Origin of the sequence: Ruegeria arenilitoris (assembly GCF_013035425.1) — a bacterium.
In the GTDB taxonomy this organism is placed as follows: domain Bacteria; phylum Pseudomonadota; class Alphaproteobacteria; order Rhodobacterales; family Rhodobacteraceae; genus Ruegeria; species Ruegeria arenilitoris_A.
The window spans coordinates 49,892-69,457 of record NZ_WQHX01000009.1; the positions used below are offsets into that span (position 1 = coordinate 49,892).

Consider the following 19,566-nt stretch of genomic DNA (forward strand, 5'->3'; position numbering starts at 1 on the left):
AAAGCCGCCAGATGGCGGCTTTCCGTTTCTACAGATTTAGTGCGGTTTCACTGCCATATATTGCCTTTGTCGTCCGCAATCCCAAACCACTGAAGACCCACCATTTGCCAATAGTCGGAATCGAGCAGTTCAACCACTTTGTGCATCCCAGGCACTCCATCTTCAGATTTTGCGATCTCCAAGCCAACTTTCGATATCAGCGCTCGCCCCCGAGATTTCTCTTTGTCCTCTTTCGCCCCTTCGATCATATCAATGGCATTTCGCAGCCTATCCGCCTGTTTTTCGAGCTCGAACTTATCCATCATTTACACCTTTTTTGCTTTTGCGCCGATTAAGCGTTTCCTTCAAACCCGTATTTAGGCTGCAGGGTCCGGGATTAACAGGCTCGGTCCATTTTCCGTCAAGCGGAGGCGCTACTTTCAGGCCGTTTGGCTCTCATTTTCTCCATCGCCATATCTTTCGCTGACCGGCTTTTCCGCTTTGCGACCGTGCGCTGCGCATCAAAAGCCGCCTGAAGTTCCTGGTCTTTATCTGAAACCTCGTTCACCGGGGCAGGGGCCGGTTTTGCTTCAGCCAGAGCCTTTGCCGTGCCCTTGGCCTGTTCTTCAGCCAGATCGAGGTGAGTCCCTTTGATCTTTGGCGTATCGCCACCAAGGAACTGCACAAAATACGGATCTTCGAAGTATCGGATCTTGTTTGCAATCACTGGCATTTTGCCTTCGCGGATCAGCACAACCTCATTTTCCGGCAATCGGCCAACATGTTCCGGCCGGAGCAGACGAATGCCTTCCTCGCGTTCCGATATGCTGCCCATTTCCATTTTGCCGAGCGCCCGAGACTTCGACTTGCTTATTACTGTTTTGTCACCGATGGACCTGGATACGTGTTCGCGTACCTCTGAATCTTCGGACGCCGCAAACATTTGCGTCCCGGCGTTTGCCAGCATCGCCCGCACACCTTCATGCCCATAAATGTCCTGCAGGCGCGACAGCGTTTGCGAAATCACGATGATCCGTCCACCGAACGATCGCATGGTGTCATACGCTTCAACGACGCGCTCAAGATGGCCGAGGCGCTGAAACTCATCGAGCAGGATCAGTACCTTGAACGGCTCATCTTCGCCGGGCTCAACGGTTTCGATAGTGTTCACCAGATCGAGGAAGAACAGGCGAATGAGCGTCCGGAACTCTTTGACCTTTTTTCCTGGCACAGAAAAGTAGATCGAGGTGGGGTGGCGACGCAGATATTCAAAGTTGATGTCATTGCCCTGGGTGGCTCTTGCCACAGACGGGTTGCGCCAGAGCTGAAGGCCGGAGTTCATCATAACCGAAATCGTTGACCGCAAGATTTTGGATTCTTCGGCTGCAAGATTCAGAAACTCATCTGCAGCGCGCGCATATCCAACTTCTGCAGCCATTTTCTCATAGTCCTTTTGCTTGGTCGTTTTGACCAGGCGTAGGACTTCGGAAATGTATGGCCGCTTTCTTTTGATCGCCAACATCGCCATTGCGCAGAACATGCCTTCGACACCACCCATAAAGCCCTGTGCGGACGAGCTGGGCGTGTCGAACATCTGGGTTGCAACCTGAATCACTTCTTCCCATCGCCGGTCCAGATTGTCGGCACGTGCTGCGCGGCGCAGAGGGTTGTAGCTGTGGCTTTTGTCGGGGTTCTCGGGATCGAACACGAATACCTCGTCGCCCATTGCTGCCCGACGCGCGCCGGTTGTCTGGAAAATCTCACCCTTGATGTCCAGGACGACGCAAGAACCATTGAAACGCAGGACATTCGGGATCACAAAGCCGCTGGTTTTGCCCGAACCAGACGGGGCAATGAACATCGCGTGCGGCTTTTGGACACCGGGGCCGGGCTTATAGTAGATTGCGTTTTTGTCCTTTGGTTCACCAAATTTGGCAAACACGATTTCACTATCCAATTGGTCTTTGAGCTTCAGCACCGAAGCATAGCCCTCCTGGACGAGCTGAGGGGCCTTTGCAAAGGTCGCATCACCGTATTTCGTTGAGGGACCACGCAGCGCAGCCGCCACGAATGCAAAGGTCAAAACCCCCACCGCGGCCACCGCCACCAGACCCATTATCTGCTGCGTTTCTGCAGGCTGTGCCATGAACTTCTCTGGGATCGCCCAGATGTCCAACCCGCGAAAGCCCCTAGTGTTGATGTATTCGAGAGCCAGGCCGACCACCAACACCGCGCAAGCCGAGGTAGCGACAAAGCCCATTGTGCCGGCTATCGCTACCTTCTTACCTTTGCGTAGATCCTGAAACTCAGCCATCGGTCAGCTCGCGTTTGAAGAAGCACACGATGCCAAATTCAGCACGTGCGACACCAACCATTTCCCAACCTTCTTTGCCCAGTTTGGCGAATTTCGCGCTGGCGTCGTCGCGTTCCGAAAAAGGCACGTCTCGATATTCGAATTGCTTCATCTTTGTACTCCTTCAGATAAGTTGCTCAGCGGTCATCAGGGGTGGGAAAATCACTCCGTTGACCTTCCGTTCGTCACCGATTTTCTTCATGTGAACGATCATGTGAATGGTGGCCCGGATGTCATCGACCACCTCTGACTTTTGAACGGTCGGAGATCCGCGACGCACCATCTTGCTCATTCGTCCAATGGCATCTACGGGCGAGTTTGCGTGCATAGTGCAGACAGATCCATCGTGGCCGGTGTTCACCAGTTCCAGGAACATATTCGCGTCGTCGCCCCGGATTTCACCGCAGACGAGGCGGTCAGGCCGCAAACGCAGCGCCGATTCCAGCAGCTTTGTTGGTGATCTAGGACCGTCGTTTTCGGAACGGTCGGCAAGCAGGCCCACGGCATTGGGTTGCTCGATGTCCAGCTCGGCCACTTCTTCAATCGTCACGATCCGTTCGCCCGGATCGACGCGCTTCAGCATTGCATTGAGAACGGTGGTTTTGCCAGACGACGTGCCCCCGGCAATGATCACGTTCCATTTGCTAAGCATCGCAAGGTCGGCCAGATCGTCAAAGTTCATTGTTCCGGCAGCGAGAGCAGCCCGAGCATTTTCAAGCGCGCTGTGATCGTTGTTTTCTGCCAACGCCGCCTCTTTGCTGGCGAAGCTGAACGCGCCCAGATCGACGGTTTTCACGCGGAGCAGGCGGATCGCCACGGACCCAACGCCGGTTGTTGCTGGCGGAATAACGACCTGAACCCGCGCTTTACCCTGCTGTGTCGGGACGTTGGCCGTCGCAATCGGCTTCTTTTCTCCGAATGTCACATCGCTGAAACCGGCAACGCAGCGCCCGATGTTTTCTACATCGTCTCTGGTCAGCGTGATGTCTGTCCGGGTCATGTGGGTTGTGCCCATTTCTTCGACCCAGACTGCACCATCAGGGTTTACAGAAATTTCGCTTAGACTTTCATCGTGCAGCAGATGCTCGATCTTGCCTGTGTAGTATTCCAGCAGGCCATTACCGTTACGCCCGCTCATCAGAAGCTGTCGAACACAACGTCACGCTGCAGGATTGCGTTGATGCGACTGCCCTGATCGACAAAGATTGTTGGCGTGATGCGCAGGTATTCATCAAGCGCCGCCGCCGTGGCGTTCTGCAGGTTTGACCCCACTTGCGTTGCCAGATCAGTGCGAACCGAGTTGTTGCCATCGCTGTCAGACACCAGCGCCACGGGCGCAATGCCGATGATGGACAACAGCGCAGCAGTCCCGAACCGCTTCCCAAAGTGCGTGTTCACCCTGCCGGTCGCACCAGTCCGGCCTTGACCGTCCGTACCAGCGGAACCGATCTGAGCGGACAGGCCGTCAGGCGTAATGACACGGCTCCAAACAATCATGATGCGCGTTTGCGCCAATGTCGTATCCGCTCGATATTCGCCGTAGAGCTTCGATCCACGCGGCAGAAGCAAACGCGTGCCGTCCATCGAGTAGACGCCACGCGTGATCGTCGCCACGACGCTACCGGGCAACTCCGAGCTGACCGCGCCACCGAACACAGCCGACAAAACCGTGCCTTGCGTTAAAGTGCGCGACGGATCGTCAATGATCGAGGCCCCCACGATGGGGGGATATTCTTCGACCAGATTGTTTTGCCATGTCGTGTTTTGGTTTTCCTGATAGCCGCGCTGTTCCTCAGGCAAACGGGTGTCATCCGGTTGTACCTGGTCCTGCTGAGGTGCGGCGGGGAAGGGCTGGAAAATCACCGGCTGCGATCCGCTGTTAATCGGCTCGTAGTTTTGCCCGGTGCCATCCTGTGCGGATACGCTTGAGGCCAACGCGACCAGGGCGAGGGTAAGTGCTGTTCTGTTCATCGTCAGCTCCATCAGTTTCTACGAAGTGGGTTTTCATCGAACACAATGCCGTCCGACTGGTTCTGCCGCTGGCGCATCTTCTTCAGTTCTTCGAGTCTGCGCCGCTCGTCATCGGTCAGACCCGTAGTCTGTAAGTGGCTCATACTGGCGAGCGCCCGGGCCTCTGCATCAGCAACCGCCTGGGCAAGTTCGGTCTGAAACTTTTTCTCGCGTTCATCATATCTGACCTGAAGGCGTTCGTTGGTCAGGGTCAGCGTTGCAATTTCACCGTCTTTTTCGGACAGCGAAACCTTGGCATCCGTCAGCGCGTCTTGCAGTTTAGAAATCCGGCCATTCTGTTGCTCGATTGTTATCAGGGCTTGTTTCAGCCCTTCGGAATCGACCTGCGGCACTGTTGCCGGTGTTGCTACCGCAATTGTCTCTGGCAGAGCTTCGGGTTCATCGACCTCTGGCCCCCGTGCGGTCAAAAGCCCGTATCGCTCGCCACCGCCTTGTTGCAAAGCGTCAACGCGGACACCCGTGTTCGTGCTTTTGCTTTCGCCGCCCATGACAAACCACACAAAGCCCAGGAACATCGCTCCTGCGATTGCAACGGTTATCAGCTTCTTAGGGTCGAACTTCTTCCGGACACGTTGCGACGGCTGTTCAGCCGCCGCCCGCGCCGCAATTGTCTGCTCGCGGTTCATTATTTGCTGCCCCCCGGTTTAACTGTCTGTGAAGTGACGGGCCGACCGCTCACGCTTGCCTGCTGAAACGCGTCGCCATCGTTTCGAACACAGATCGAAGTGTCCTCGATGCGCAGTGTCCAAAGATCTGAAAGGCCCTGCACCTGGATAATGCCGCGCTCTTTGACTGTGGTGTTCACCATCAGCTCACGTCCATCCGGCAGGACACGGAAGATACCCGGTAGCTCCGCATCCTGTGGGATCTGCATATAGGTGTGTACGCCATCATCCCAAACGGCGGTGGGCGCAAAGTCCGCTTTGCCCGAGCGCGAGTAGTTTTGGTTGACGAACCGGCCTGTTGGTTTCGGCTCGCTGCGTGCCACCGTGCCACGGCGTGTTGTGGTCCCGCCGCTGTTGTTCTTGTTATAGAACGTGACCCGAAACGGTACTCGTTTACGTTCGGCGGCGCTCTCGGCCGGAACCAGATAGAAGTTGTATGTCCCGCGATTGGTCAACACGGTCAGGTTCGAATCCGAGTTCAGGATTTCCGGCTTGAACGCAATAACGCGTCCTTCCTGCAGGCGAGTGATCTGAAAACTCTCCGTGTCGCCCGCACCAATGCTGCGGACGGTTTCGCCCTGCGGAAAGTGAACATAGGTAATCAGGCGTTCACCCACAGGGATGCGGTACACCTGGTTCTCGACATAGTGGAAATGCGTGATGCGGTGATCCGCGTTCTTTCCGTCTGGTGTCGGTGTGATTTCAGCGAGCAGAGGCGTAGAGAATGCCAAAACTGCTGCGGCGGTGGCGGTGAGTGTTTTGAAAGAACGCTGCATCAGATGTCTCCCATTGCGTCTACGCGGTAGTTGGTGACGACGAAGCCGAATGGATTTTCGAGAAGTTCATCCATCGACGTCACGATTTTTTCCTCAAACCCGTAGGTCACTGTGACCACGTAGCGGGCTGAGGCTATTGCCTGGTTTGGCACGATCAAGGACTTGCGGATCTCGACTTGAACCGTCTCATCGTTGACCGGCGAGACGCCCAGAATTTCGGTCTGCACCTTTGTCTTGGGCGTATAGATTTCATCCGGATGGTTGTCGTTCGACCCATCCCACAGTTCGCGGTAAGATGTTTCGGCCAGCTCATCAGAACGACGCAGCACCGATTTCAGGCGCTCGTTGTTGTCCTGGACATCATAGGTTTCCCGGTCGCGCACATAATTTGCGACTTCACGGAAGGCCATCGCTTCAGATGGTTCCAGTTCTTCGACCTTTTCTGTCAGCAGCACCGGGAGCTTTGTGTCCGGATCAATGGAGAATGGCACCGCGCGGATTTCCTTCAGGGGAAGGAGCATCGCCCAGCCAATCATAGAGGCCACGCCCATTGCCATGCCGACCATGCCGAATACCTGCCATTTGAAGGCGTCGCGGCGTGCGCCCAAAAAGAGTTCTTTTTCGTGATCTGTCACGTGTGACATTTGCTCTGTACCTCGATTTATGAAGATTTTTCTCGGGCAGCTCGAATGCTCTGCCGATAACGATCAGCGGCGTAGCTCTGACGAGCCGCCCCATCCTGATTGCGGGCTCTATGTGCAATGTCCCGACGCGCCTGCATCGCGCGCGAGGCGCTATCACGAACCCCTGTCCCGTCGCGGGCTGCGGAGGCCATAGCAGCGGCAGTTTTCCCACCGGCTACTGCACCCCTTGCACCGTCGCTTGCAGTGCCCAATGCACTTCTTGCGGCAGCGACGGCACCTGTTGCGACGGCAAGACCCGAGGATGCCGAAACGATTGCACCCGACATTCCGCCCGCGAGCGATGGGATCTGCGTGAGCATCACGATTGACACAATGCAGATCGCCAAAAACCTGCCACTGGCCTCCATGTTGTTCACATCCTCAACAGCGGTCAGTTCGGAGCTGAAAAGGGCCTGAATAAGAGAAACGATGCCTGTCAGAACGACGATGACCATGATCAGGCCAACAGTCGTTTTCGCCCAGGCTGCGAAGATATTGGCTGTTGCCGAGCTGAGCAGCGTTGCGATGAAAACAGGCGCTAGACCCAGTAGGACCGCCAGACCGCCTTTTGCGATCAGCGCCATGCCGGTGCCAAAAGCAACGATGACAGCCCCAACAACCCAGAGAATAGCCCCGGTGATGCTCAGGCCCCAGGTTGCGTTTTCAATGGCCTGCTGGCCCATCAAGAAACACTGAAGCGCAATGTCATCGAGTGCTTCCCAGACATTTGTTGTGCCGGTCAATTCTCCGGCAATCGTGTCTGGGAGGCTCGAAATGCCCTGATAAATGGGCTGAAAGAAGCTCCAGCTAGAAGCCATACCAATGATGATTGTCGCCCGAATGATCCAGCCGACATAGCCACCAAACCCGATTTCCCGGATTTGAAGCACACCGTTGATCAGCATTGCCACGAAGATCAGCGCGGCTATTGCCCAGAGGGCGGATGCAAGATCCGCCGCCAGACTGTTGTATGCTTGCTGCGAGAAGTTATTAAGCGCAGCCTCAATCGAGCTGACGAAATCTTGGATCACGGCCCACAAGCCTCCTCTATTGCAGGGCGTAGAGCTTCCAGACGGGTCCGTTGCTCTTTCTTCAGCGCGGCAAGATTGTCGGACGGTTGGGTCCAAAACTCGTCTTGGTCAGCTCCGACCTTTTGGGCCGCGTCCTCACGGCTCAAACCGCCCAGCGGACATTCGGTGCTGAAGGTCTCGCCAGATTTGCGCAGATTGCATTGCTCGATGGTGGCCTCGTGCGCAGCGATGACCTGTTCATTCAGGATCACCACCGACCAGTTGGTCACAAGAGGCTGCTTGTCTGCGGATTGGCCCGCTTCGGCCATGCGTGCCTGATCGTCTTTGACGTATTGACGACCGTACTCACGCGCGCCCGAGTACCCAAGGCACTTATGATATTCACCGAACGGCATATCGACCTTGGGTGATGGGCGCAGCTTCACCTGTGCCGATGCAGCCCCCGACATAATAGCGGCGGCTGCAATGGTCAGGATGAGAGTTGAGCGGAGTTTCATTGTGAGGTTCCTCGTACATAGTTGCTGAGTGTCGAAAGATCGGCAGCGGTTGCAGCCAGATCCGTGCCCGACGCCAGAGCATTAGCCGAGGTTGCACGTAAGATTTCAATTTCAACTTGCAGGAGTTTCAGGAGAACCGCCGTATTGTAGTCGATTGCATCCTTCAGATCTTCTTGCTGACCGATTTCACCGCGCAATTCCTCTGCGTCCTCGGCAAGCTGACCGGCCATATCATAGCCGTTCTCACCCAAGGCCGAGGCCATCAGGCCCGCACCACCACGCTCAGACAGGATGCGGCGAGCCTGCACATCCGATCCGCTAAACTCTGACAAGATGCCATCATTCAGGCCGAGGTTGATGGAACGGCGTTCCATCGCCTGTGCGGCGACTTCGGGCAGGCCCGTAATGCCACCTTCTGCGGCGTCGAGCGCATAGCCCAGCGTGTCAGAGGCAGTCGCCAGCTTTTCGAAGCTGCGGCTGTTGAAGTCTCCAAAGTCGGTCAGACCAGAAATGGCGTTAAACTGGTTTTCCAGCATCGCCCGCTGTTGTTCCAGCTTTTCGTACTGTTCTAGCAGTTGCTCATACTGGCGGACCATTTCAGCGACTTCTTTGGCCGAGTTGGCGGCGTTCTGCGTGATGTTCGCAGAGTCCACCACCGGCACACCTTGGGCCGACGCCATGACGGGCAGGGCGGCGAGAACCGAAACAGCAATGGTTGTGCGGAAATTCTTTGAAATACTCATTAGACAAGCTCCATGTTTTCAGGGGGGGTCATGCGCTCAAAGTCGCAGGCGCATTTGCTGCGATAGCCCGAATAGGTGCTGGTGCAGGCCGAGACGGCGGCCAGAACTACAAGGGCGATTACAAGGCGAGTTTTCATGTGATTTCCTTCCAGAAGATGGGGTTTTTTCGCCAGTCAGGATTAGGGAACGATTTTCCGTCTGATCCGCTCAGAATACGGAGAAGCGGGCCGAGAGCGCCGACATCGACATCGAGCCAAACACTCTCATCACCTTTCTTCATGAGCATTACGCGGTCGCCAAAATGCGCCCTCAGCGCGCCCAGCTCTGAATCGTTCAATCCGATTGCCCGGTAATCCGCTTCATTGCCGGATCGAGAGGGGAACAAGAGCTGTGTGCTGGTGTTTTCCAGGATCGACTTGCTTGCCGCTGATGACAGGATGTGATCGGGGATCTGCGTCATCATCATCATCATGACGTTCAGCTTCCGATACGTGGTGTAAGCGTTCTTGAGGATTTCTGCGCCGTAGGGGTTGCCTGCGATCACCCAGGCTTCATCAATCACAAAGACAGTGGGCATTTTCGCGGCACAACGGCGCTCGATCTGGCGCATGACGTAGCTGATCCATGCCAACCGGACCAACTCGTCATCCAGAACCTCGGAAATATCGAACACAAGATGCCGATCGTCAGAGGCAAAAGGATCTGTGCCACCCTCGCCAAACATCCACGACAACCGCCCGTCGCCCGCCCATTCACTCGCGCGCTTGAAGAGGTCTTTGCCATCATAAAAGGCTCTGAACCGCTCGACCAGTGAATCGAAGTTCTGAAGCGCAGGCGGCAAAGTGGCATTGGCTTGGCAAGCCCGCGTTATTTCATCCTTTTGATCGGTGGTCAGTGGTTCGTCATAGCTCAACAGGGCAATGACCCAATTGGCGAGCCAGCTTTGCCCAGCCTTATCCGTCTCGGTCTGAAACGGGTTCATGCCTGTTGGTTCACCAACTCGGACGCGGGTGTATTGCGCACCGAGCGCCCGCATCGGAGCTTCCATTGCCCGGTCTTTGTCAAAAGCGATGATCCGCGCGCCCTGTGCCACCGCCATAGTCGCCAGCAGCATCGCGATCACAGTTTTACCCGAGCCGTTCGGTCCAAGAACGATTGTGTGGCCGGAGGGCAGGTTTTCAGGGTCTTTACTGGTCTTGGGAAGGTGCAGCGAAACATCGTAGCTGTCCCCGTGCGTTGTCGGGAAAGTCGCCAATGGCCCCGGCCAGGGCAGGTTTTCCGCATCCAACCCTTTAGGCCGCATGTGGAACGCAACCATGTCCGCAAAATTCTGGTCCGTGATCAGTTCTTCACGGGGACGGAATGCGAAGTTGCCGGGGTGCTGCGCGAAATACACCGCACACGCCGACATCGCCTCACGTTTCACTGTGCCACCCGAGATCTGGATTTCACCGATGATGTGTTTTTCGGCGGTTTTCAGATCTTCCTCTGTCCCGAACACGCAAATCGACAAATGGTGCTTGCCGAGTGACATGGTGCCGGAGGCAATGCCGTCCGCCAGAATAGACAAATCCTCTTCAAGCGACTTCGCTTTGTCGCCTGCCGAGCGCATTTGCCCCGACTTACGGCGTTCCATTTCCTGCGCCTGTGCGCGGCTGATCGGCAGGAAGGATTGCGAAATCACAACATCAACCGGCAGGTCCAGCCCGTCGAAAATGCCGGGGAACGAAGCCATTGGGTAATTCTTCAGGGAATACACACGGATGGAGCGTTGCTGATCGTCGCCCGTGACCAGTTTGCCGGTCTTGCCCTGAAACAGCACATCCTCTTGCGGCATGTTGAAGGCGATAGGTTCTGCAATGTTCGTGTGAATGATCGGCTGATACCGACCGTTCAACAGCATTCCATAATAGCCGAGCCAATGCCCCTCGCTGAGCTTCAGCCGGCGCACCCGGGCCTCGCCCAGCGTGCCCGCCAGTGTCGTGAACACACCGTCGAGCTGTTCGATCATTTCGCGGCGTTCCTCGTCTATCGTTCCAGACGACATGCCGAAGATCTGTTTTGCCCGCTCATCCTGCCGCTTTTGGAGAATGGCGCTGATGATGATCTTGCGTTCTTTCAGCTCTGCATCGACGGACGCTGAGCGCATGGCCTGCGCCACTGCACCGGCAAAGCCGGTTGGATCTGTGATGACATGACCAGTCTCAGCCGGGACGGTCAGTCGATGAACATAAAATGCCACCTCATTGGGTGTTGTGCGCAACACACGTTCAAACCGTTCGGCCAGGAACTCGAACTCGTTTTCGTCCAGCGTGTTTGCGTTGATTCCGGTGATTTCTGCAGCGGCGATCAGACCACCGTTGCGTGTGGAAATGACCTCATCGTCCACGACATAGCCATACGGCAACATCTGAAAGAGGCTCATTTCATCCTTGCGCCAGCTCGGCTCGATCAACGAGCGGGCAAGGGTCCACATGCCTCGGGCAGCAGGCTTAGGCACTATAGTAATCTCCCCCATGATGCTGGCGGTTTTTGGTGCGCGGAGTTTTGGAAAGGGTTACGGACAGGACGCGGAAGAAAGCCGGTTCCCATTCGTAAAAGAGGCGAAGCCCGGTGTAGAAAACAAAACCCGCAATGATTGCTGGCGCTATCCCGAACATGAAAAACGAAAGCATGGTCATCCCGAGGATCACCAGCAGATAGATCACGGGTAGGCCGCCCCATTCTGCGGGGCGGCTCAGGCCGCGAAAGACCGTATTGCGGCGAGCCATCAATCAGGCTCCGATGAAGGTGTCAGCAAGGCCGATAACAGCACCGACAACAATCGCGACGACTGGGCCTTTCAGCGAACCCCAGCCGAACACATAGGCGAGACAGCCCCAGATGAAGCCGACAGCGGCAAGGCTGACGCCAACGACCTTCGAGTCGGCCAGTGTCTCGTTGATGAAATCGCCAATGGCATCTTGCAGCCAGCCAGCGGAGGCGGGCGCTGCGGTGATGATGAACGCAGTGATCGCGAAAAACGCCATCTGCTGGTAGAAGTGGGTTCTTTTCATGAGGAAGTGCTCACTTTGCTTAGGATGATCCGCACGTAGTTGCGGGTTTCGGTGAAGGGGGGGACGCCGCCGTATTCGACGACGCGGTGAGGCCCGGCGTTGTAGGCGGCAAGCGCCAGCTTCCAGGTTCCGAACTCGCGGTACTGCGCCGCCAGATAGCGGGCACCACCATCGAGGTTTTCTGCAGGGATCTTTGGGTTCACGCCCAGGTCTTTCGCCGTTCCCGGCATGAGCTGGGCGAAACCGATGGCACCTTTCGGTGACAGCGCATCAGCCCGATACCGGCTTTCTTGCCAGACCAGTGCCATGAACAACTCGGCCGGAACGTCATGCCGTTCCGCCGCTGCGTGGATTTCTTTGACGATCCGCTCTTGCGACCAGCCACCAGAGGCTTTGCGAGGCCGCGGTGCCTTGCCCGCGACCTCGATCTTTTCCTGTGGCTTGGGTTTTGGTGCTTCTGGCTTTTCATCAAGCGTGTACTCGCGCATCCGGATCGGACGAACGACGCCATTGACGATTTCTGCCCGCGCACCGTTCAGGAACACGCTGCCATCGGGTTCGTACTCGATGACCTGGCCAAAAGCGGGATTTGTCGCCGCAAACCACAGCAAGAAAATCGACGTGGAGCGACCGAAATACGTCCTAAGGAGTTGGTTAACAAATCCGTGATCGAATTTGATTTCGCGTTGTTTTGAATGGATTGGCTTGGGTAGTTTTGATGGTGCCGCTTCGCTTTGATTGGCGGAGTCGGATAGGTGGTGGGTACAGCCCCATCTGGAGCTCACCACGTTCTCTCTTCGGTGTAGCACCACATGCATCGAAGAGAGTTCTCCGCGGAGAACACCACTCGTTGTTATACAGTTCAGCCAAGTCTTGAAGGCCAAGGCGATTACCTTTCCGTTCTTCCAAATAGGTCAACAAAGTTTACATAATTACTATTATGGGGTTCGACATCAGGTCATCTGGGCGGTTGGAAATAGGGTGCAGGGACACAGCACTGAACCTTCAGTGGCGCCGCAAAAAACCAATGTCTGGTTCGGATCCCTTAGTCGGGTGGTCTGGCTGGAATGTCGGGATGTCCCGCTCGCCCAAATCGTCAGACAGCGCTAAGTGGTCGGAGGTGCAGGCACGTTGTCTAGGGTCGCACCCATTGACTCTGGCGCGGTGCTGTCCGATCTAGGATCGGCATCTAGGACTACTGTTTTTACCATAGTACAGTTCTCTCTTGATGTTGGAGGAATGCCCGGATGGATTTGGGGCGTTCCTTGTCCTGTCGATTGTTGGCGCAATCGACAGGACTGCTTATTTCTCAGTGGTTTTGTTCTGTTGTCATTAAATCGTTGTTTGATCCTTTCCTTCAGCCGCACCAGGACCGGCGTTTGCCGCCGGAGTATGGGCGCGCGAGACCCTCGGAAATCAGGATGGACCCGACCTCCTGCCCAGCGACACGCCCAACCGCTAGGAAGCGGTCATGCGCGTCCAGATCTGGTTGGATGACCAGCTCTATCTGGTCCGCCGACTGGATGAGCTCTGTCAGCCTTGCTTTCGCTTCTAATCCCAGAGTCTTTTCCGCAAGGCACTGCGGCCGGTAGGTCTCAGGCGCATCAAACCCAACAAGCCGATACCGGTCGTCACCATGGTCGATTGTGTCACCGTCAACGGCGATCACCTCAGATGCGCTCAGTGTCTCTGTTCGCTTGGTTGGTTCAATCCAAACTGCGGCAATGAACAAAGGCGCGAGCGCAGTGCTGAGAAACAAGAGCCGTTTCATGCGCCCTGCCCCAGTATTTTGAAAAGCCGGGTTCTCGAACGTGACCGATCAGGTTTTAGATTTCGCGTCCAGAGCTTGCGCCGCTTCAAGACCCGCCGGCGTGATTGACTCGATCGTGTAGTCAGATTTGACGCAGAGAATGCGCCCGTCGCCAAATTCCTGGTGATGCTTAAAAAGGCCCGGCCAAAGATCGAACTCCCTGGGCTCAGCACCCGCTCGAGAGATCTTCGACTTGCACAAGGCTCCGACATAGTTCGGAGAGCTATAAATGCAGTGGTACTTAGGTCGTCCAAGGGAAGCGAGTCCGATAAATTCGTAGCGGCATGTAAATGGAACCTGATCTTCTTTCAGGCCCCGGACCATCTCGATGGTTACCACAGTGTATTGTCTCTTGTTGTCCGCCATGACGACCCCCTATGGGCCGTCTTCTACATCCAAAAGTTGTGGACTAAAACACAATCTACGTCAATATAAGAAAGCACGCCAATATACTATATTAGATTGTCAGGGGCATATTGGCCGAGTATTGCTTAGGCGATTCACATGCAGGAGAGACCATCTTGAAACACTCAAAATCCGGAAATCGAACTCGCGCGAAGGCCCTTGCAGTTGCACTCGCTGCACTGCCAGCCACGCAGGCTCGTGCCTATCCAATTGACTGCGCTATATTCCTTTGCCTCGCCGGAGGTTGGCCAAATTCGCCTGATTGCGTCGCTGCCAAGGCGGAGTTCATTCGGCGCGTCACACCCTATCCGGTCGAACCTCCGCTCCAACTCTGGCGCTGTCCGATGAACGCGTCAGAAAGCTCCTCAGGCGTGAGTCCTATGGAAAGGTTGGGCGCCATCAAACGCAACAGTGCCAGTCCTATTCCAGAGCTTCCATCTGACGAAACCGCTGAGACCTTAGTGGTAGATGCAGCGATCTCGATAGAAGCGATCCCGTCACTTCACGACCAATACGGTGACGGTCTCCAAGCCACGCCAATCAGCGTCGATCTTTCCTCTTCCGATTTCGACGTTGTGAGGTCCATCAGGGTTTGGGATGTGCGCTACTACAGCTATCGCCGTCCTTCACGAGAGGGCGACTGCGAGCGTTCGCTTGATCTGGTCGTTGGCAGCTATGACGACAACGTAAGCTTTCAATGGTCCGAGCGCGCTCCTGCCCCAATCCCTCCTTGGCTGCCACTGGGCAATCGCTGTGAACCTCCCAGCTATTTCCGTGGCGTTGGTGTCGAGTGGACCGACATATTCGGGTTCAGCGACTACGAGCTCATCCGATACTGACGTTGTTTGCACAGTGGATGAATGCGTTGCCCCTCAGAAGCCAGTGAACGCGCCAGCCACATTGGCAACCAGGCCTTCTTGGCCAGAGGAACGCCCTTATCCCAAAACAAAAAAACCCCCGCAAGGCGGGGCCTCAGCGGGGATCTTCCTAAGTCACTTTTGATCACCTGATTTATAGGAAACTCCAAAATTACTGACAAGGATAGACGCATCTGTGCGAACGGTTATTCTGTGTTTATTCGCTGAGGTTCAACCTGCCTTGCTTCCCCAATGAGAAGCAGACCATGAGACCGTTGAACCATTCCGAACACCCTGCCCCGCGAAGCCGCGATATCAACACTGATTTTTGCCAAAGGAAGCCAAAACAATGAGCTTTCGGCAGATCGCATCTACCCGCCACCACGAAAACATACGCTTCCACAACGGTCTTCCCGAGGGCTGGAACCGTGACAGGTTTCGGCAACTCTGTGAGCGCTATGCGCAAATCAGGGGCGCATCGGCCCAGTGTATTCGCACATTGGAGATCATCATCGACATGATCTCGCCCTGCGCGTTTCGAGACCCGTCCCAGGAACCCTTTTGCTACGCGCGCCAGGAAACACTGATTGCCGGACGTGGCGTGACAGATCGGACAATCCATAATCACGAACGTGAGCTAGAAACCATTGGATTGATTGACCGCAGGCTGGGGGCAAATGGGGCGCGCTGTAAGCGCAAAGGGCTTGGCCTCTTCCTGACCCCTGCCCTGAACCTCATTCCAGAGATGCTCGAAGCGGACGTGCAAAGTAAGTCTGAGAAGAAAGAGCATGACGAGCTGCGCGGGGATCGATCACGGCTTTACCGATATGTCAAACATAGTCTGGCTGTGCTTCTCTTACTCCCCTGCCCTCCTGAAAGCCTGGAAGACATGATGGAGGAGCTTCAATCCTGGCCGCGCGCTGACAAGCTAAAATACCTGTCATTGGATGCCCTCAGATCACATGTTCAGGCGGCTCATGACCTTTGGAAACGGATCGAAGATCATGTCGCAAAACCCGGTGAAACTTCGGGTGGGCCCGAAGCCCGTTTCGGGTGCCATTTACAAGACCAAATTGAAGAAGAAATTCTGTCCTGTAACGCCGATGGCGAAGTTATAATGCCCTCGGTTGAAGCCTCGGAACCAAATTTTTCTGGCTCCGGGCCTGACGGCCCTCCGAATTGCTTAGAAAGCAATCGTCCGACGGATCCGATATCACAAGAGCCCCAAAAACTGCCTCGGGTGAACAATCGCATCCTGTATGACCTGGCTTCCCCCGAACTGCGCATGCATATCGATATTGCCGGGGGTGGCGATCAGAATTCCTCTCCGACACTGTATGCAATCGAGACCGGCGTGTCGTCCCGACTTTCGGAGATCGGCACCAATATCTCCGCCTGGCATGCGGCGATTGATCGGTTGACTAACATGGGGGCGATCCTGGCTGGCGTGATCACGGATGCGAGGCTGAGTGACCCGAAACTGCCGCCCGTTGTCAACCCGGGCGGATATCTGCGCGGTATGGTGCAGGCTGATGAACGCGGTGAATTGAACCTGATCTCCAGTTTCATGGGGCTTTTGGCGCGAAGAGCCCGGGAGGAGGAAGACGGACTTTAGCCGTGTCGGGTTATGCGCCGCCAGCTTCTCCAATTCATGTGTCTAATCGGCAGGTTTTCGCTCTGTTTCCGCCTCCAGAACAGAACAGTATTCAGATCTGTGATTTTCTACGGGAATTCCCGAGTGGCTTGCTCAGCTTTAGGTTGCTAATCGGCCCCAACGGCAACGCGGAACAGAAAGACAGCTTATGAAAATCGCGGATATTGGCAATTCTGAACTGGATTTCAGGCAAACCGGGGAGGCACGCCTTCAGGAAATTTGCTCCAGGTTTGGACTTGAAAATGCTTCCTATGCCCATATCGACAAGCATCACAACGTTGTCCACGGATGCACCACGTTTTCAGCCGAATGGGTCAGGCACTACGTCGACAACGACCTGGTTCTCGTCGATCCACTCATTCGGTTCGGCGCGGCAATGATCGCACCAATCGATTGGGCTGTGTTTGATGATCAGCGTGAACACGCACCGTTATTCGACGCTGCCAGAAAATTTGGTGTGGGACAGAACGGCCTTTCCATTCCGGTAATCAACCCGTTTGGTGAGCGCGGCGTCTTCACGGTTACGTCCAATCTAACCCGTGCAGATTGGGACGCCTTGGTCGCAAAGATGCTCCCTGCCCTGCGCCATGAGGCTCAGGTCCTGCACCTGCTTGCGCTCGATGTAATTGATACGGTCTTCAACTTTCCCACGGACGCTCTATCTGATCAGGAGATGGATGTGCTGAAGATGCTCGCATCGGGATTGATCCCATCCGTAGTTGCTGGCCAGACGGGGCTCTCCTCCAGAATAGTGCATGCTTTGACGTCTTCGATCGTCACAAAACTCAAGTGCCGGACAACGGAACAGGCAGTGGCGAGAGCTGTCAGCACAGGTATTCTTAAATGGACCGATTTCTTTGCCGACCCGGTCGCCGAACTTGCGGATGCTGAAGGACAGACCCTTTGCGGCGGGATCGTGCGTTGGTCTGGAAGATCACACGAGTTGATCACCTTTGAAGATGGTCGAACGGTGCGGAACTTGGATAGCTTTCAGGCGGTTCAGGTCCAGGAAATTGCCAAAAACTTCAGTCTGGATGCTGAGAGTATCTTTGAAGAACTTGGGCTCAATCAGGGTCAAATCGCGTGGATCAGGTTTCTCTAAGTTTGACCTACACGCACCGCTTGATTCAAATAAATGTTGGCAGGTGCAAGATTCACATAAATTAGCTTACGCCGCTGTGCCACCGTAGTAGAGCTCATTCTAACTCTGGTTTCTAAATCTCCTATTCTGCTGAAAACGCGTCACGTTCAAAGCTTGGCTACAGAGCCCTTAGACGCGAGGGCAGCAGACGCTGTCACCTTCGTTCGAACAGCCAAAAATTGGAGATTGAGGTCTTATCTCTGCAATGCCCTGATATACCGGAGGATCTTGCCCAGCGTGGTTTCACAGGAGGTGCTTACCCGTTCGCCGAAACAGCGAGTCTGGCGTTGGCCGTGAAAGCTCCAGTAATAGCTTCTGACGCCGTCAACGTAGCGCTAAGGCAAATCCGCAATCGTTGTCTATTTGGAACCTGTCCCTCTATGAATAGATTTCGATTGGCGTTCCGTCTTTGACCATAGCGTAGATCTCTTCAATCTCCTGATCTGTGACAGCGACGCACCCTGCGGTCCAGTCACGCTTGTTCGTGGAATCAATTCCAGGGCGAGGGCCGCCATGGATAAAAATATCACCGCCCGGAGAACGACCCCGAGCTCGGGCAAACGCAGAATCCGCCTCGTTCGGATAAGAGATTCCGATTGAAAGATGGAAAAGGCTTTCGGGATTGCGACGGTCAATTACATAGGAGCCTTCAGGTGTTCGCCCGTCTCCCTCGAATTGCTTGTGACCTTCGGGGGCAAATCCGAGTCCAATCGGAAAAGTCCGCAAGACACGCTCACTACCATCGAGGATAAGTAAGCGCTGCCCTTTGTATAGCCGAAGCCGAGTCACAACCGGCCCATTATAAGTACGGAACTTGCTTGCACAGCCAGACAAAAAGGCGGCTATGAAGCCAGAGAGAAACAAACGTCTTTTCATAGGAACTGCCCGGCTCATTTTGATTTTTTCAAAAGAATATCACTAAAGGCCAGTTGAACAAAGGTGTATTGGATCTCACTAGGACAGGAACCGAAAACCAAGTGATCAGTTGTGGCCACCTCGTCAGCAGTGCAATGAGTGACACTTTGATTTCGACATTTGTTATTCTTACGCAACCTTTCAGTTTTCGCCTATTCAGTATGGAGATCGCTGCTGTACTCAGGTTTTTGCCGCTGGAAATCTTGACGTCGATTAATATGTGAGCCAGATCGTCTACCGAATTGGCTTCTTGTTCTAAGGGTTCGTTCACTACGTCCGCACCTGTATCGATTTTCAGGTACCACGTAGTTTCGCGCCGGGCCACCTACCCTCAGATAGTTTCATTGTTAAGCTGTAGTTTAGGATAATCTCTGTCTATCTAAAATTAAATCTACCAAATTTCGCTAACATAATTGAAGCTTCCAATTACTATTTTGTTTCATCAGTGCGCCTCACGAAACCTTTAAAAACTGCAAGAGTTTCTTCACTTACATGATGCTCAATACCTTCAGCGTCATGCTCTGCGACTTCCGGTGAAACACCCAAGGCGATCAGGAACTCCACGACAATACGGTGACGCATTCTACAAGCTTCAGCCAATTGACGTCCGGCATCGGTCAGCTGAAGTGAGCGGTATGGTATTTGCTCAATGAAACCCTCTCGTTTCAAACGAGCCAAATTCTTGGAAACCGTAGGTTGGGTCACGCCCAATCGCTCGGCTATTTCGACCGGGCGCGCCGCGCCATTCTGATGGATCAGCTCCGCGATAAGTTCAACGTAGTCTTCAACCATTTCGCTTTGATGGGCCTGTCGAACAGCCTCAAATCCACTCGCCTGAGTGTCAATACTACGATCTGAAGCTTGCGGTGTGGTTTCGGTCATCGGCTCACGATTAGGTCGTTAATCTACTCCCCAGTGTATGCACCTGAAAGCCGAACTTGACAATGAGCATGCCTTCATCGATAAATTA

Annotated in this window: 23 protein-coding genes; 3 read left to right on the forward strand and 20 right to left on the reverse strand. The window is 54.8% G+C overall.

Annotated features, from left to right (window positions below):
• Nucleotides 1-47: 47 nt before the first annotated feature.
• The 18 genes from GOV45_RS20340 to GOV45_RS20425 all read right to left on the reverse strand — a co-directional run bounded on the left by GOV45_RS20340 (nt 48) and on the right by GOV45_RS20425 (nt 13,990).
• Nucleotides 48-302 (reverse strand): hypothetical protein, encoded by a 255-nt coding sequence (locus tag GOV45_RS20340; protein WP_170481436.1) that lies wholly within the window; start codon nt 300-302, stop codon nt 48-50.
• 98 nt (nt 303-400) lie between these two features.
• A complete protein-coding gene (locus GOV45_RS20345) occupies nt 401-2,293 on the reverse strand; it encodes a type IV secretory system conjugative DNA transfer family protein (protein ID WP_170481439.1) in 1,893 nt (630 codons plus the stop codon).
• Nucleotides 2,286-2,444: a hypothetical protein gene (locus GOV45_RS20350; protein WP_170481442.1), complete on the reverse strand. Its 159-nt coding sequence runs from the start codon at nt 2,442-2,444 to the stop codon at nt 2,286-2,288. The genes GOV45_RS20345 and GOV45_RS20350 overlap by 8 nt, the downstream gene beginning before the upstream one ends.
• Nucleotides 2,445-2,456: 12 nt before the next feature.
• Complete coding sequence (locus GOV45_RS20355) at nt 2,457-3,470, reverse strand: ATPase, T2SS/T4P/T4SS family (protein WP_170481445.1); 1,014 nt, start codon at nt 3,468-3,470, stop codon at nt 2,457-2,459.
• The gene (locus tag GOV45_RS20360; protein ID WP_170481449.1) at nt 3,470-4,303 is read right to left on the reverse strand and encodes a TrbI/VirB10 family protein; all 834 of its coding nucleotides are present in this window, start codon (nt 4,301-4,303) and stop codon (nt 3,470-3,472) included. The genes GOV45_RS20355 and GOV45_RS20360 overlap by 1 nt, the downstream gene beginning before the upstream one ends.
• A gap of 11 nt (nt 4,304-4,314) precedes the next feature.
• Nucleotides 4,315-4,989 (reverse strand): hypothetical protein, encoded by a 675-nt coding sequence (locus GOV45_RS20365; RefSeq protein WP_170481452.1) that lies wholly within the window; start codon nt 4,987-4,989, stop codon nt 4,315-4,317.
• A complete protein-coding gene (locus tag GOV45_RS20370; protein WP_170417985.1) occupies nt 4,989-5,804 on the reverse strand; it encodes a TrbG/VirB9 family P-type conjugative transfer protein in 816 nt (271 codons plus the stop codon). The genes GOV45_RS20365 and GOV45_RS20370 overlap by 1 nt, the downstream gene beginning before the upstream one ends.
• Nucleotides 5,804-6,439, reverse strand: a complete 636-nt coding sequence (locus tag GOV45_RS20375) for a virB8 family protein (RefSeq protein WP_170481455.1) — start codon at nt 6,437-6,439, stop codon at nt 5,804-5,806. The genes GOV45_RS20370 and GOV45_RS20375 overlap by 1 nt, the downstream gene beginning before the upstream one ends.
• Nucleotides 6,440-6,465: 26 nt before the next feature.
• A complete protein-coding gene (locus tag GOV45_RS20380; RefSeq protein WP_170481458.1) occupies nt 6,466-7,518 on the reverse strand; it encodes a type IV secretion system protein in 1,053 nt (350 codons plus the stop codon).
• Nucleotides 7,515-8,015: a hypothetical protein gene (locus tag GOV45_RS20385; RefSeq protein WP_170481461.1), complete on the reverse strand. Its 501-nt coding sequence runs from the start codon at nt 8,013-8,015 to the stop codon at nt 7,515-7,517. Before GOV45_RS20385 ends, GOV45_RS20380 begins: the two co-directional genes overlap by 4 nt.
• Nucleotides 8,012-8,758, reverse strand: coding sequence for a type IV secretion system protein (locus GOV45_RS20390; RefSeq protein WP_170481464.1), 747 nt, complete (start codon nt 8,756-8,758; stop codon nt 8,012-8,014). Before GOV45_RS20390 ends, GOV45_RS20385 begins: the two co-directional genes overlap by 4 nt.
• The gene (locus GOV45_RS20395; protein WP_170481467.1) at nt 8,758-8,895 is read right to left on the reverse strand and encodes a hypothetical protein; all 138 of its coding nucleotides are present in this window, start codon (nt 8,893-8,895) and stop codon (nt 8,758-8,760) included. The genes GOV45_RS20390 and GOV45_RS20395 overlap by 1 nt, the downstream gene beginning before the upstream one ends.
• The gene (locus GOV45_RS20400) at nt 8,892-11,276 is read right to left on the reverse strand and encodes a hypothetical protein (protein WP_170481470.1); all 2,385 of its coding nucleotides are present in this window, start codon (nt 11,274-11,276) and stop codon (nt 8,892-8,894) included. Before GOV45_RS20400 ends, GOV45_RS20395 begins: the two co-directional genes overlap by 4 nt.
• Nucleotides 11,251-11,529, reverse strand: a complete 279-nt coding sequence (locus tag GOV45_RS20405; protein ID WP_170481473.1) for a VirB3 family type IV secretion system protein — start codon at nt 11,527-11,529, stop codon at nt 11,251-11,253. Before GOV45_RS20405 ends, GOV45_RS20400 begins: the two co-directional genes overlap by 26 nt.
• A 3-nt stretch (nt 11,530-11,532) precedes the next feature.
• Nucleotides 11,533-11,814, reverse strand: coding sequence for a hypothetical protein (locus GOV45_RS20410; protein ID WP_170481476.1), 282 nt, complete (start codon nt 11,812-11,814; stop codon nt 11,533-11,535).
• Nucleotides 11,811-12,698, reverse strand: a complete 888-nt coding sequence (locus GOV45_RS23730) for a lytic transglycosylase domain-containing protein (RefSeq protein WP_437436533.1) — start codon at nt 12,696-12,698, stop codon at nt 11,811-11,813. Before GOV45_RS23730 ends, GOV45_RS20410 begins: the two co-directional genes overlap by 4 nt.
• Nucleotides 12,699-13,171: 473 nt before the next feature.
• On the reverse strand, nt 13,172-13,585 hold the full coding sequence (locus GOV45_RS20420; RefSeq protein ID WP_170474371.1) for a thermonuclease family protein: 414 nt from the start codon (nt 13,583-13,585) through the stop codon (nt 13,172-13,174).
• A 48-nt stretch (nt 13,586-13,633) separates the two neighbouring features.
• Nucleotides 13,634-13,990: a hypothetical protein gene (locus GOV45_RS20425; RefSeq protein WP_170474374.1), complete on the reverse strand. Its 357-nt coding sequence runs from the start codon at nt 13,988-13,990 to the stop codon at nt 13,634-13,636.
• Nucleotides 13,991-14,145: 155 nt separating this feature from the next.
• Here GOV45_RS20425 and GOV45_RS20430 point away from each other — a divergent pair, with 155 nt between their 5' ends.
• The 3 genes from GOV45_RS20430 to GOV45_RS20440 all read left to right on the forward strand — a co-directional run bounded on the left by GOV45_RS20430 (nt 14,146) and on the right by GOV45_RS20440 (nt 17,642).
• Entirely contained in the window at nt 14,146-14,868 is a 723-nt protein-coding gene (locus tag GOV45_RS20430; protein WP_170481479.1) for a hypothetical protein, read from the forward strand.
• A 367-nt stretch (nt 14,869-15,235) separates the two neighbouring features.
• Nucleotides 15,236-16,501: a helix-turn-helix domain-containing protein gene (locus tag GOV45_RS20435; RefSeq protein ID WP_170481482.1), complete on the forward strand. Its 1,266-nt coding sequence runs from the start codon at nt 15,236-15,238 to the stop codon at nt 16,499-16,501.
• Between the two features lie 187 nt (nt 16,502-16,688).
• A complete protein-coding gene (locus GOV45_RS20440; RefSeq protein ID WP_170481485.1) occupies nt 16,689-17,642 on the forward strand; it encodes a LuxR family transcriptional regulator in 954 nt (317 codons plus the stop codon).
• A 417-nt stretch (nt 17,643-18,059) separates the two neighbouring features.
• Here GOV45_RS20440 and GOV45_RS20445 read toward each other — a convergent pair whose 3' ends face one another.
• Both GOV45_RS20445 and mntR read right to left on the reverse strand, forming a co-directional pair.
• Nucleotides 18,060-18,557 (reverse strand): L,D-transpeptidase family protein, encoded by a 498-nt coding sequence (locus GOV45_RS20445; RefSeq protein WP_170481488.1) that lies wholly within the window; start codon nt 18,555-18,557, stop codon nt 18,060-18,062.
• A 468-nt stretch (nt 18,558-19,025) separates the two neighbouring features.
• Nucleotides 19,026-19,478 carry a manganese-binding transcriptional regulator MntR gene (mntR, locus tag GOV45_RS20450; RefSeq protein ID WP_170481491.1) on the reverse strand — a complete coding sequence of 151 codons (453 nt, stop codon included), beginning with the start codon at nt 19,476-19,478 and terminating at the stop codon, nt 19,026-19,028.
• Nucleotides 19,479-19,566: the final 88 nt, after the last annotated feature.